The organism is Finegoldia sp. (assembly GCF_046991905.1).
Lineage (GTDB): Bacteria > Bacillota > Clostridia > Tissierellales > Peptoniphilaceae > Finegoldia.
Genome location: NZ_JBKWZF010000005.1, coordinates 19,839 through 31,437, shown reverse-complemented (window position 1 = coordinate 31,437; position 11,599 = coordinate 19,839). Strand labels below are relative to the sequence as shown.

Annotated in this window: 18 protein-coding genes; all 18 read right to left on the bottom strand. The window is 30.4% G+C overall.

Features of this window, described 5'->3' with window-relative positions; all coding sequences use genetic code 11:
- Positions 1–422: 422 nt before the first annotated feature.
- Positions 423–728: a hypothetical protein gene (locus ACLUJM_RS03680; protein ID WP_412412207.1), complete on the bottom strand. Its 306-nt coding sequence runs from the start codon at positions 726–728 to the stop codon at positions 423–425.
- Positions 729–887: 159 nt separating this feature from the next.
- On the bottom strand, positions 888–1,109 hold the full coding sequence (locus tag ACLUJM_RS03675; RefSeq protein ID WP_412412206.1) for a hypothetical protein: 222 nt from the start codon (positions 1,107–1,109) through the stop codon (positions 888–890).
- 150 nt (positions 1,110–1,259) lie between these two features.
- Positions 1,260–1,667, bottom strand: a complete 408-nt coding sequence (locus tag ACLUJM_RS03670; protein WP_412412205.1) for a hypothetical protein — start codon at positions 1,665–1,667, stop codon at positions 1,260–1,262.
- 110 nt (positions 1,668–1,777) lie between these two features.
- Positions 1,778–2,161, bottom strand: a complete 384-nt coding sequence (locus ACLUJM_RS03665; RefSeq protein WP_412412204.1) for a hypothetical protein — start codon at positions 2,159–2,161, stop codon at positions 1,778–1,780.
- Between the two features lie 161 nt (positions 2,162–2,322).
- On the bottom strand, positions 2,323–2,823 hold the full coding sequence (locus tag ACLUJM_RS03660) for a JAB domain-containing protein (protein WP_412412203.1): 501 nt from the start codon (positions 2,821–2,823) through the stop codon (positions 2,323–2,325).
- A gap of 157 nt (positions 2,824–2,980) precedes the next feature.
- Complete coding sequence (locus ACLUJM_RS03655; RefSeq protein ID WP_412412202.1) at positions 2,981–3,166, bottom strand: hypothetical protein; 186 nt, start codon at positions 3,164–3,166, stop codon at positions 2,981–2,983.
- 131 nt (positions 3,167–3,297) lie between these two features.
- Complete coding sequence (locus ACLUJM_RS03650) at positions 3,298–3,762, bottom strand: single-stranded DNA-binding protein (protein ID WP_412412201.1); 465 nt, start codon at positions 3,760–3,762, stop codon at positions 3,298–3,300.
- A 156-nt stretch (positions 3,763–3,918) separates the two neighbouring features.
- Complete coding sequence (locus tag ACLUJM_RS03645) at positions 3,919–4,323, bottom strand: hypothetical protein (RefSeq protein WP_412412200.1); 405 nt, start codon at positions 4,321–4,323, stop codon at positions 3,919–3,921.
- A 127-nt stretch (positions 4,324–4,450) separates the two neighbouring features.
- Positions 4,451–4,999: a hypothetical protein gene (locus ACLUJM_RS03640; RefSeq protein ID WP_412412198.1), complete on the bottom strand. Its 549-nt coding sequence runs from the start codon at positions 4,997–4,999 to the stop codon at positions 4,451–4,453.
- 105 nt (positions 5,000–5,104) lie between these two features.
- Positions 5,105–6,034 carry a zincin-like metallopeptidase domain-containing protein gene (locus ACLUJM_RS03635; protein ID WP_412412197.1) on the bottom strand — a complete coding sequence of 310 codons (930 nt, stop codon included), beginning with the start codon at positions 6,032–6,034 and terminating at the stop codon, positions 5,105–5,107.
- Between the two features lie 266 nt (positions 6,035–6,300).
- On the bottom strand, positions 6,301–7,557 hold the full coding sequence (iscB, locus tag ACLUJM_RS03630) for an RNA-guided endonuclease IscB (protein WP_412412195.1): 1,257 nt from the start codon (positions 7,555–7,557) through the stop codon (positions 6,301–6,303).
- Between the two features lie 307 nt (positions 7,558–7,864).
- Complete coding sequence (locus tag ACLUJM_RS03625) at positions 7,865–8,077, bottom strand: hypothetical protein (RefSeq protein WP_412412193.1); 213 nt, start codon at positions 8,075–8,077, stop codon at positions 7,865–7,867.
- A 179-nt stretch (positions 8,078–8,256) separates the two neighbouring features.
- A complete protein-coding gene (locus tag ACLUJM_RS03620; RefSeq protein WP_412412191.1) occupies positions 8,257–8,655 on the bottom strand; it encodes a hypothetical protein in 399 nt (132 codons plus the stop codon).
- Positions 8,656–8,777: 122 nt separating this feature from the next.
- The gene (locus ACLUJM_RS03615) at positions 8,778–9,971 is read right to left on the bottom strand and encodes a hypothetical protein (RefSeq protein WP_412412189.1); all 1,194 of its coding nucleotides are present in this window, start codon (positions 9,969–9,971) and stop codon (positions 8,778–8,780) included.
- Between the two features lie 9 nt (positions 9,972–9,980).
- Positions 9,981–10,478: a JAB domain-containing protein gene (locus ACLUJM_RS03610; RefSeq protein ID WP_412412188.1), complete on the bottom strand. Its 498-nt coding sequence runs from the start codon at positions 10,476–10,478 to the stop codon at positions 9,981–9,983.
- Between the two features lie 142 nt (positions 10,479–10,620).
- Positions 10,621–11,079 carry a hypothetical protein gene (locus ACLUJM_RS03605; RefSeq protein ID WP_412412187.1) on the bottom strand — a complete coding sequence of 153 codons (459 nt, stop codon included), beginning with the start codon at positions 11,077–11,079 and terminating at the stop codon, positions 10,621–10,623.
- A 2-nt stretch (positions 11,080–11,081) separates the two neighbouring features.
- On the bottom strand, positions 11,082–11,288 hold the full coding sequence (locus tag ACLUJM_RS03600) for a hypothetical protein (RefSeq protein WP_412412185.1): 207 nt from the start codon (positions 11,286–11,288) through the stop codon (positions 11,082–11,084).
- Between the two features lie 76 nt (positions 11,289–11,364).
- A complete protein-coding gene (locus ACLUJM_RS03595; RefSeq protein WP_412412184.1) occupies positions 11,365–11,538 on the bottom strand; it encodes a hypothetical protein in 174 nt (57 codons plus the stop codon).
- Between the last annotated feature and the right edge of the window lie 61 nt (positions 11,539–11,599).

Genomic DNA, 11,599 nt, shown 5'->3' with positions numbered 1-11,599 from the left:
GTCGTTTATACAGTATGAAATAAATCAAAGTATAAACAAAAAGCAAAGACAAAAATTACATTTTCCAAAATGTCGCACTATGATTTATTAATAAAAAATATGCCTGAAAAACAAATTAAAAAAACCAACAAAAACATCATTTACACCTTACATTATGGCTTAAACAATAATTGCCGTAAAAATAGTGTAAAAAAAGTCTAAAATTATAGGAAAAAACGGGAGATAAAGTATTAACCATATCTCCCAACCAATGAAATAAGAATAGCACAATAGTTATATAAACATTAACTAAGTGTTTTCTTATAACTTAGAAATATCGCAAAAGAGATTATATAAAATTTATATAACACCTTCTTACTGTACCAAATAGAATAACCAATGAAAAGAGCAAGCATTATATAAATACTTGCTCAAAAGTTGTATTAACATTTTAGAAAATTTATATCATCTTCTTCTAAGCCATAACGCTCGGCATAATCGATAGCTGTATCGAGGTTATCAGTTTGCAGAATGTATAATTCATCTTGCCAACAGTTTATATGAACATAATATAAGACTGTATATTTTCTAGGTTTACGTCTTTTACATATACGAATGTTTTCTGTCTTTATAATATAGAAATCACTCATACAACCATTTGCACGATAAACCTCAAACTCGTTTTTATAAACGTAATCTAATAGTCTGTCAACTTCTTCTGAACTAACCTTTGCCGTAAAATCCTTCATCGTTTATCTCTCCTTTATTTCTTTGTTATGTATGTAGTATAGCGACAAATCAAGCAGCAGTAACTAGATATTGTTTCCGCTGCTGTACCCTATTTTAGGAGGGGAGATAGAACAAGGTTTATATAAATCCTTGTCCTATCTTAATTAACATTTTTAAATTTAAATATCAGTAATATTAATAAGGTCTTTTTCTGCTTTTTCTAATTTCGCTTTTAACTCATCTATTTCTTCGCTTAATTCAATTGCTTCTCCAAATGAATCCGAATAGTATCTATCAAGTTCTTTTTCTTTTATTTCGTTCTTTAATTCTTTGATTTTTCTTAGTGTATTATCTACTACTATTTCTAATTCCTTTACAGGTTTTGTTAAGTTGTCTATCATTGTTTTCTCTCCTTTATCTTTGTTATGTATGTAATATATCGGTATGACGGGTAACCAAGACATATTAATTTTTCTGATCCTTGTACCATCATATAGGAGGGAAGATAAAGCTAGGATATAATAATCCCAGCCCTATCTTAACTAAAATTTTTATATATCTTTTACCAATTCATTTAAAATAAATGATACAATCTCTATATTATATTCGTCTAATTCACTATAAGAATAAAGACATTCACCCATGAAATTAGAAACAAAAATTCGAACATTATCTTGTATTTCAATATCATTGTGATTATCTTCTTCGATATATATTCGTGTAAGTGGTTTTAAATGATTATCATGTTTTTCTTCATCATAATATTCACCGAAATCATATTCTAAATAGATTTCATAATATTCTCCATTAAACAAAAGCCTATCTATTAAAGTTTTTTTAATTTTACTATAATCATTGTTTAAAGTTTTATGAATTAATCTCACAACCTCTTCTTGAAGATTTAATATATCTTGTTTTATTATGCTATTCATTATCGATTTTTCTATTCTAGTTGTCATTATTCTTTTCTCCTTTATCTCTTTGTTATGTATGTAATATATCTAAAACAACGAAAGCCCTTGCTAATTATTTTATCTAGTCAGATGTACCAATGTAGGTAGATTTATTTCTACCTACATTCGAACAATTCTTCTATATAGTCATCTAAAGTTTGTAACAATTCAAACTTATCATCTAAGCCTAAAGAATATAAATAGTATTCTAAATTTTCTATAATTTTTGTTCCTCCCCAATACCCCTCAACAACATTGTCATAAGTGTTAATATAAATATTAGGGCCGCCAATAGCTATCGCATAACACGCACCAACAAAAGTTTTGTCTAAATTTGATAAAACTTTTATGTCGTATATATCATCAGTTATAAAATAATCCTCATCGTAATCTTCGCTGTCATAATCAAAAGCCTTTTGTAAATCTTGAAAAAATCCTTCAACATTATTTTTCAAAGCTTTTTCTAATAATTGTTCATCTCTAGTTTTTAAATCTTCCATTGTTTCTCTCCTTTATCTTTGTTATGTATGTAATATATCGGTAATATCATAAACTTTGACAATTTATTCTATCTTCACCATGTACCATATATAAGAGGCAATGGATAGAGCAAGATTATAAAATAATAATCTAACCCTACCCAAATTTTTATAAAAACTTTTTAAAAATCCTGGTTTTGTCTCATGCTTAATAAACGACCTTTCTTTTCTGGAGTACTATCAAAAGCTATAATCAAACTATCCAATAATTTAATGTCTAAAATATCGCCACATTTTTCTAATCTTTTAGCAATTGTAATATCGGCATGTGACGGGTCTGTACTATTAGATGGATGATTATGAGCTATAATTATAGCGTTAGAACCTGCTGCGATAGCTTTTCTAAAAACCTCTCGAGGGTGTACTAGAGAAGAATTCAACGTACCAACAGATACCAAGTCGATACCTATAATCTTATTCTTTGAATCTAATAAAATAGATATTAACCTTTCTTTTTCATCTTTAAATAATGAAAAATAATTGAACAATAATTCCTCAAATGCTTCTGGCTTGTTATGTTGTTTTTTTGTTGATTCAATTAAAAAATTATCTATAACTTTTTCTCTTCCATCGTATTTTATAACAGTATCTCTAACCACAAGTTCTAATTCTTTTAATTTCATTGTTTTCTCTCCTTTATCTTTGTTATGTATGTAATATATCGGCGTAACGAGTAATCAAAACAAGTTAATTATTCTGATTCTTGTACCATCATATAGGAGGTAAAGTAGAGCAAGGGCGTAAAAAGCAGCCTCACCCTACCTTTATTTTTTTAAAATATTATCCAATGTTTTTGTAACCATTATCTACTGCTAGTGCTTTAAGTTGTTTTAATTCTTTTAACTTAACAAAAATTGTTAAGTCAGAAGTAAAAGTATTTTCGTTATAAGTTTTGTTATCATGATTGATAGCTACATGATATGAATTTCCGTTTTTGTTTGCATTAGTTTTGTATAAAATTGTCATTGTTTTCTCTCCTTTATCTTTGTTATGTATGTAATATATCGGCATAACGAGTAATCAAAACATGTTAATTTTTCTGAACCCTGTACCTAAATAAAGAAGAGAGGGGAAAATCCCCTCTCGTTATAAGCTTACTAGAATGGCAACTCATCATCGAAATCCATAGCATCCATACCTAAATCATCAAACGGTTGATTGTTTTGTTGATTGTTTGTTGCTTGTTGATTAGCTGGTTGATAACCTTGATTATTGTTTTGTTGGTTATTGCTATCAATGAAATCAAATTGTTCAACAACAACATCAGTAGTGTATACTGTTTGACCTTGTTTGTTTTGATAAGAACCTGTTTGCAATCTTCCAGATAATGATACCCTCATACCTTTAGACACATATTGGGCTATAGTTTCAGCTTGTTTTCCAAATGCAACACAACTGATAAAATCAGCTGTAGGTTGGTTATTAGCCTCAGCTTGTTGTCTCTTTTCCTTAGTTAATCTTCTGTTAATAGCAACCGTAAATCTACCAATCGCTACTTGTGATTGAGTGTATCTCAATTCTACATCCCTTGTTAATCTTCCCATTAAAGTTACATTATTCATAATCTACTCTCCTTTATTTTTTTATTTTTCTTATGTATGTAATATATCGGTGTAATGAGCAATCAAGACAAGTTAATCATTCTGATCCTTGTACCTAACATTATAAAAAATGGAGCAAATTTTTATAACTTGCTCCAAAATTTATATAACTATTTTTTAATATTCTCTAATAAGACCGCCAAAAACATTCCTAAAACCAATTGCACCAAATTCTGAAAACTCAGGACAATCGAGGTTATATACATAACAATTAGAAATCCCGTTTTCTAAATCTTCAACATCCAAATTCCATTCGTCAACATTTTTTGATACATAAAACAAAGCTTGTACTTTGCCAAATTCTGTATTGTTTTCTATAATGCTATAAACAACAGCGTTATATTTTTCTTCGAACTCTTGAACTCTTTTTTCATCGTCATTGTCAATCCAATATAAACCACCTCTTATTGACTTTGAAATCGTACCCTCTTCTTTAAATTCTCTTATAGTTTCGGTATAAATCTTTATAAGGCTCATTCTTTTTATAGCCTCATTTATTTGCAATTGTTTTAAATCTTCCATTGTTTTCTCTCCTTTATCTCTTTGTTATGTATGTAATATATCGGTATAACGAGTAATCAAGACAAGTTAATTTTTCTGATCCTTGTACCAAAAAGGACAGACAATATTATTTGCCTGCCCTACAAAATTAATTCAATGTTAACATATATGATTTAACCACTTCTTCTTGTTCTATAACCTCACCGTTCTTTAAATAACCTATAAAAACATCACGAATCATGTCACAAATATTATCAAATGCTTTTACAAGCTCTACTCTATCTTTTATTTCATCATCAGACCAATCCTCGAAGTAATCTTTATCTGAACTGTCGATCGAACGCCCTGGATAAACTACAACATCACCATCGACTTTTTCTCCATAATATAGTACCAGATATCCACCAGAACGACCGTTGAAGCCTATATCATATCCGTAGGTTTCTTTAAACTGAGATATAATAAAATTGAAATCATCATACAGTTCATAACAAAGAATTTCATCACCACAAATAATTTTATAAGCAAAATCTAAATCGTTTGAATCAAGACCTAGATTATATAACTTAACATTGTTTGCGTATGAACTGCTGCGATTCCATGAGTTTAAAGTATAATAACGATAATGATTAGTTAAAAATTCTATCATATTCTCTCTGCTGTTTGTGTTTACATCACATTCAAAAAATCTTTCCATTGTTTCTCTCCTTTATCTTTGTTATGTATGTAATATAGCGAGAATAAAGGCAGCAGTAAGTTTGTTATCCTCTCTACCTAATGTACCAACAAGAAAAGGCTACAATTACGCAGCCTTTTTAATCTTGGATTTTGATATTATCAATGTAGCAGCTTTGATAGCTTGTTCTATTGCTGCTGCCATCATTTCGACCTTTTTATCATCTTCTATAAAGCTCAACCAACCTTTTATATAAATCAATGAATTGTTATATAATTTTTCATCAACATTTACATTAAAATATTTCGCAAGAATTATAGAACCTAATTCAGCAATTAATTCTTCCGTTGAATGAAGGTCATAATCTAAACCATAGTTTTCTAAATTCCTGTTTAGTCTGCTCTTGTGACCTGTTGCGTGTGTCAATTCGTGGAAAAATGTCTTTAGATAATGTTCATAACTAGAAGTTAGTTGAGATAATCTAGGCATATAAATGCAATCATCATCTAGATTATAGTGTGCGGTGTTTATAGCTTGATTTTTAACCAGAACACCAATGTTACTTGCTATTGCATTAATATCTATGTCGTTAGTTATTTCAACCTTTATGTCTTTAATTTCTTCTAAGCCTTCTATATCGTCACCGTTAAAAACTGTAAAATATTTTTTATAACTTTGCAATAAGCCCTTGCGGTCTAATTCTCTAAGCAATTCAACATCATTCAATTCTTCCCTCGTCAAATTTCTCTTCAAATCTTTTCTATAAGTGTTTACATAATTTAAGCAAGTACCTTTTGAGCCTTTTTTAAGTTTTAACCCTAGTTTTTTAATTTGATTAAATGTTAAGTATCTATTATCTGAATAATTAGATAACATTTGTGAAAGCATTAATATAATAATATTTTTACCAGTATATTCTTTATTAGTAGTTGGATTATGAAAACCAATAAAACCTTTATTCCAGTTATTAACATCGATATCATCATTTTCTAAAACCTTAATTAACTTTTCTGCTATATTTTTGTATTCCTTTTTATTATCAAATCTTTCAGTCATTGTTTCTCTCTCCTTTATCTTTGGTATGTATGTAATATAGCGTAATCATAGGCAGCAGTAAGTTTGTTATTTGTTCTGATCCTTGTACCTATAAATACAAAAACAAAGGAGAAGGGATAAATTATCCCCTCTCCTTGTCTAAATCCTTTGTTAACTCTCTATTTATATAATAATGTGCCAGAAAAGGACTAAGTCTTTAGCTTAGCTCATGAATGGCACTTAACCTTGGTGTTTGATATATTCTTGCATTGTTTCATAATTTGCACCTATCCTATTTTCTCTCTTATACATAGGACACTACCTCTTGCAGATACTCTCTTTAAGTTTTTTAACTTAGGTGTCTTAAAACCTCTTGGCATATCAGAAAAATCTATAGTCTTATTAAATATATCCATTAAAACAGCATATCCAGATGACATTCTTCCTTTAATGAAATATGTTTTGCCAAGATAATCAACCTTATCAAACTTTTTAAAGCCTTGTATCTTACCAATAGGTAGTCTTATTTCACTGCAAGAACCTTTATATAATTGATAGTCACCCTTTGATACTCTTCTCTTGTAAAATATTTCATCATTTAGAATAAAACTTTTACCAGCTGCTGCAACTACACAAGCATCAATATAATGGTCTTTAGGAAGGTTTAAATTGTTTCTATTTTCCTTAGTTACAAAACCAAAAGTTTCTATCGCTCCTGGATATGTTTTTAATAGTTGATTTCTAATAATGTTCATGTGGGTTGCCTCTTTTAGTCTTAATTTCTTTGCTTTTAACCCTACATTAATTTCTCCTGTATGGATCTTTTTATGGCAGGATTCACATAATGTTATTAGGTTATCTTCATCATCAGTTCCACCTTTAGAGCGATACACTATATGATGAACCTCTAATCTTGTGTGTTTAGCCCCACATATTTGACAAGTATAAGAATCTCTGTTCAATACGGCTTCTTTTCTTGATGAGAACCCGTAATTAAAACCTCGTTGGTAGCCCCAGCTTTTAATCTTTTTAAATTTTAATTTTGGATTTTTCATTAAATGTGGATCAAACTGACTTATCTCTAAGACTATTTGAGATATAGGTAGTATCTTTTTGCAAAACTCAATTTCATCAACATGAGCTTTTACCTTGTGTCTTACAGAAGGTGGTAGTCTATCTAGCTTAGTAGAGTTCTTTCTATTTAAAAATCTAGGCTTTCTATATCTAGTCTTTCTATTACGTCTATTTCTTCTGTATTTTCTTCTGATATCCATATTATCTTTGATATCAGTTCTAATAGTTGTTTGAGACTGATAAAGAACTTCGTTATTCGCAACACACGATACGCCTATATTTTTACTTCCCGTATCCATACCAAGAACAACATCTTGTACAATGCATGTTTCTGTTTCATATAATAATTTAATCGTAAACGGACATCGCCTTATTACTTTTGCTTTCTTTTCTTTTAATAACCTACGAACCTTGCCAAAACGCTTTGTAGGCATTAAGGCTTGTCCGTTGTTTGAAATCACATATACCATAAAGTGTTTGACCTCTTTCATAATTATTTCTGGTTTTAATACTATAAATCAGTACCAGATACTGTAATGCCTATTCTAGTTCTGTTATCAAACTAGAAATCGGTCTTCCTTTCGCCAATGTTAAAAAAGCTTTTTAAGGTTAACTCACAGGACATTAGTGCCTTACTTCCAACTTAAAGTTAACCGACAGAGCGATGGTCTAAGGCGACAACCAAAGGTGTCGTGACTTAATTAACGTAGTCTGTATTTCTACAAACTTAGGCTAGTGAAACAAAAGTTAAAAACCGCACCAGAAGGTGCTACGTCTTTAGCTTAGCACAGCTTCACCTTTATCTGTCATAAAAAAGCCATTATCTATTATTTCATCCGTCATAAGCTTATAGCACTTCTCTAAAAGATTGTCACAATAATCTGATAACAAATCATCGCTCCAATAATAAACATCTGTATAAACGTTGAAAAAATATTTCCAACGATTATAGAACATATTGAACAATAAGAATTGCTTTTTTACATTCATTATTTTACTCTCCTTTATCTCTTTGTTATATATGTAATATAGCGTGATTATAGGCAGCAGTAAGTTGTTATTCGCCCTAATAAATGTACCTATAAATACGCAAGCAAAAGAGAAGGGATGAATTATCCCCTCTCCTTGCCTACCTCTTTGTGATTCCTTATGTGACCAATACCCAGACTTTAAACAAACTCATAGCTAACATTTGATGCAAAGCCAAAATCGAAGTAGTCTCTCATCACATCGCTTCTATCATAATTGAATTTTTCAAGAAACACATTGATACTATCAACAATATCTTGACCCTTTTGATTTAATAGGTTCAACTTCAATAAAAATTGTCTTATTCTGTCAAGATTATGGTCAATGCAACCAACATCTAATTTGTCTATCACGAATAATTTTTTTCTTCTAGTTAATTCATAATAATCAAAAGCACGATAATCTTCTTCTTTTAAAAAAAGAGTTACCCAAATAAAACCATTCTTTGTTTTAGCTGATATTTTTATATCTGGATATTTAACCTTCATTTCCTTTTTCATAAGTTTTGCAATATCTTTTAATTCTAACGTTTCTGTCATTGTTTTTCTCTCCTTTATCTCTTTGGTATGTATGTAATATATCGGTATTGTAAGCAGCAGCAGGTAAATACTTTACCTCCCTAATGTACCGACAAACAAAAAAATAAAGGAGAAGGGATAAATTATCCCCTCTCCTTGTATAAATCTTTAGTTAATTCTCTTTTTTTATAATACATTTGGCTGAACGTTAATTCTGGCTTTGCATACACACTAACATCAAGCCCTTCTTCAAGACCTAATCTAATAGCATCCATTTGCTCAAAATCAAACTCTGGTTTCGCATAAACGCTCACATCAACACCTTTTTCAAGCCCCTTTTTGATTTGACACATCTGTCCTGAAGAAAACTTCGTATCTGCATATACACTAACATCAAGACCATCTTCAAGACCTGATCTAATCCAAAACATCTGATTGTTGTCGTATTTTGTATTGGCATACACATTAACATCTACATTAGAAACAAGACCTTCTTTAATTTCATATAATTGTCTTTGATTGAAGTCTTTATTTGCATACGAACTCACATCAACACCTTTTTCAAGCCCAATTCTAATTTGTTCCATTTCCCCATCATTAAATTCAGGCTTTGCATAAACACCCACATCAAGTCCTTCTTCTAATCCTAACTTAATCTGTTTCATTTGCCAACCATTAAACTTTGGATTCGCATATTTACTAATATCTAGCCCTTGTTCAATCCCTTTTCTAAGTTGTTTCATCTGAAAACCATCGTATTTAGTGCTATAATATGGAGTTATATCTATTTTCTTTCTTAGTCCTAGCCTAATTTGTTCCATCTGCCTTGCATTAAATTCAGGCTTTGCATAAACACTGACATCTACCCTTGCTCTTTTTCTAAAACCGAGAATTATTTGTTTTAACTGAAATTCGTCAAACTTTGGATCAGCATACTCGCCTATATCTATTCCTTTTTCTAAACCTTTAAAAATAATTGTTGATGTTTGCCAAGCATTGAAACGAGAATTTGCACATATACTAACATCAAGGCCTTTCGAAATACCATTACGCAATACAAACATCTTATGTGAATCAAATTCGGGCTTAGCATATACACCAACATCAAGACCTTGTTCTAATCCCAACCTTATCTGACACATTTGGTCATCATCAAATTCAGGCTTAGCATATACACTAATATCAAGTCCTTGTTCAAGCCCTAGTCTAATTTCTTTCATTTGTCTCCACTCAAACTCAGGCTTAGCATACCAGCTTACATCAAGCCCTTGTTCAAGCCCTATTTTCACTTGTTCTTGTTGGCGACTGTCAAATTGCGACATATCTATTGACTTCATAACATCCCCCTAGTTATCATAAGACAAAAACTTTCTCATACTTAAGACACTTTCCTGTTCTGGCTTTAGCGAAACAATAAAACTATCCAATAATTTTATATTAAGGATTTCAGAACATTCTGATAAATTTCTATAAACCTTTATATCTTCAGCGGATGGTGTAGTATCTCCTGACGGGTGATTATGAGCAATCATAACGAAGGCAGCACCTGATATAACAGCTTTTCTGAAAACCTCCCTAGGATGAGCTAGAGACTGATTAATAGTACCTATAGAAATCAGATCAATACCTATAAGTTTCAACTTTGAATCAAACAATAAAGAAATAAATCTTTCCTTCTCGTCATTATATAACGAAAAATAATTAATTAATAATTCTGTTAATTTTGATGAAGAATTGTTTTCTGTCTGTGTAGACTTAATAATATCATCCTTGATTAAAATCTCTCTCCCGTCATATTTCACTGGCGTTTCTTTCACAACTAACTCAATCTCTTTTAATTTCATAATCCACTCCCCTTTATCCTTGTTATGTATGTAATATATCGATATTATCAGCAGCAGTAATGAACAAACAAGCTCTTTTCTGTACCCATATAAGAGAAAAAGGGATATAGCTATAAAGCCATATCCCAACAATGAAAGCATTTTATAAGTTTTCGAAAGCATTATTGAAATTATCAACAAATATTTCGAAAAATCTATCAAACGAAAGCCAAGTGTCTAAATCTTCTAGAAAGCTTTCTTTATCTTTTATAATATCGAATAAGTTATCTTTGTATATTTCTAAATCAAGCTCTTCATAATTATCTATTGACTTCGACTTAGCTTTTTCTATTTCTTCTTCTGTCGCATATTCTTCTAACTCACCTACACTCCAGTAATCGTCAAATTGCGAAACAGCTTCTACTCTTGGATTTTTCCAAAAGCATACTTCATTTTCAGCAAATGTATTAACACAGCTTGGATATATGATTATGTTCATAAACTCAGTATCTGCAACCATATTCCAGCCCCTGTCATCAAAAATATCGTTCTTCAAAAATTCCAAAAGACCTTCTTTAAGCTCTTTTCCTTCAAACGTATATCTATTATAATCTTTAATCACTTTTACACCTCTAAAGACTTATCCAAATCTTTTATCTTAATATGGATTTCCATATCTTGATCGATATCAAACCAGATATTGTCGTTTTCACAGTCCATCAAATCTTTATGAAGTTTTTCATCATAATTAAAAGTGCAGTCAGCACCTTCGTCACCGCTATTGAATTTGTTTTTTTCTAAAACAATTTCTATCGCTTCTTTTAATCTCATTTTTTATCTCCTAAATTTTTAATATATTTTTACTTATGTATATATTAACACAGGGAAGAAAAGACCTTCCCTATTGTTAATATAATATCTCAGTGAACATCAAGTTTAAAATAACCATCGTTGCAATCATACCAAAAAAAGATAAAGATATTAAAATACCATCTACTAACAGTTTAGCATTTTCAACCTCTTCTTTCTCTCTCTTTGCTCTTTTTATACATCGTTGTTGATAATTCAAATAGTTTTCCATTGTTTTTTCTCCTTTGTTTGTTGCTTTCTTGTGTATGTAATATATCGGCATAGCAGGTAAT

What these genes read in the sequence shown, in the direction of transcription:
- ACLUJM_RS03680 (WP_412412207.1), bottom strand. Translation starts at nt 728, where the DNA reads ATGAAGGATTTTACGGCAAAGGTTAGTTCAGAAGAAGTTGACAGACTA.
- ACLUJM_RS03675 (WP_412412206.1), bottom strand. Translation starts at nt 1,109, where the DNA reads ATGATAGACAACTTAACAAAACCTGTAAAGGAATTAGAAATAGTAGTA.
- ACLUJM_RS03670 (WP_412412205.1), bottom strand. Translation starts at nt 1,667, where the DNA reads ATGACAACTAGAATAGAAAAATCGATAATGAATAGCATAATAAAACAA.
- ACLUJM_RS03665 (WP_412412204.1), bottom strand. Translation starts at nt 2,161, where the DNA reads ATGGAAGATTTAAAAACTAGAGATGAACAATTATTAGAAAAAGCTTTG.
- ACLUJM_RS03660 (WP_412412203.1), bottom strand. Translation starts at nt 2,823, where the DNA reads ATGAAATTAAAAGAATTAGAACTTGTGGTTAGAGATACTGTTATAAAA.
- ACLUJM_RS03655 (WP_412412202.1), bottom strand. Translation starts at nt 3,166, where the DNA reads ATGACAATTTTATACAAAACTAATGCAAACAAAAACGGAAATTCATAT.
- ACLUJM_RS03650 (WP_412412201.1), bottom strand. Translation starts at nt 3,762, where the DNA reads ATGAATAATGTAACTTTAATGGGAAGATTAACAAGGGATGTAGAATTG.
- ACLUJM_RS03645 (WP_412412200.1), bottom strand. Translation starts at nt 4,323, where the DNA reads ATGGAAGATTTAAAACAATTGCAAATAAATGAGGCTATAAAAAGAATG.
- ACLUJM_RS03640 (WP_412412198.1), bottom strand. Translation starts at nt 4,999, where the DNA reads ATGGAAAGATTTTTTGAATGTGATGTAAACACAAACAGCAGAGAGAAT.
- ACLUJM_RS03635 (WP_412412197.1), bottom strand. Translation starts at nt 6,034, where the DNA reads ATGACTGAAAGATTTGATAATAAAAAGGAATACAAAAATATAGCAGAA.
- iscB (WP_412412195.1), bottom strand. Translation starts at nt 7,557, where the DNA reads ATGGTATATGTGATTTCAAACAACGGACAAGCCTTAATGCCTACAAAG.
- ACLUJM_RS03625 (WP_412412193.1), bottom strand. Translation starts at nt 8,077, where the DNA reads ATGAATGTAAAAAAGCAATTCTTATTGTTCAATATGTTCTATAATCGT.
- ACLUJM_RS03620 (WP_412412191.1), bottom strand. Translation starts at nt 8,655, where the DNA reads ATGACAGAAACGTTAGAATTAAAAGATATTGCAAAACTTATGAAAAAG.
- ACLUJM_RS03615 (WP_412412189.1), bottom strand. Translation starts at nt 9,971, where the DNA reads ATGAAGTCAATAGATATGTCGCAATTTGACAGTCGCCAACAAGAACAA.
- ACLUJM_RS03610 (WP_412412188.1), bottom strand. Translation starts at nt 10,478, where the DNA reads ATGAAATTAAAAGAGATTGAGTTAGTTGTGAAAGAAACGCCAGTGAAA.
- ACLUJM_RS03600 (WP_412412185.1), bottom strand. Translation starts at nt 11,288, where the DNA reads ATGAGATTAAAAGAAGCGATAGAAATTGTTTTAGAAAAAAACAAATTC.
- ACLUJM_RS03595 (WP_412412184.1), bottom strand. Translation starts at nt 11,538, where the DNA reads ATGGAAAACTATTTGAATTATCAACAACGATGTATAAAAAGAGCAAAG.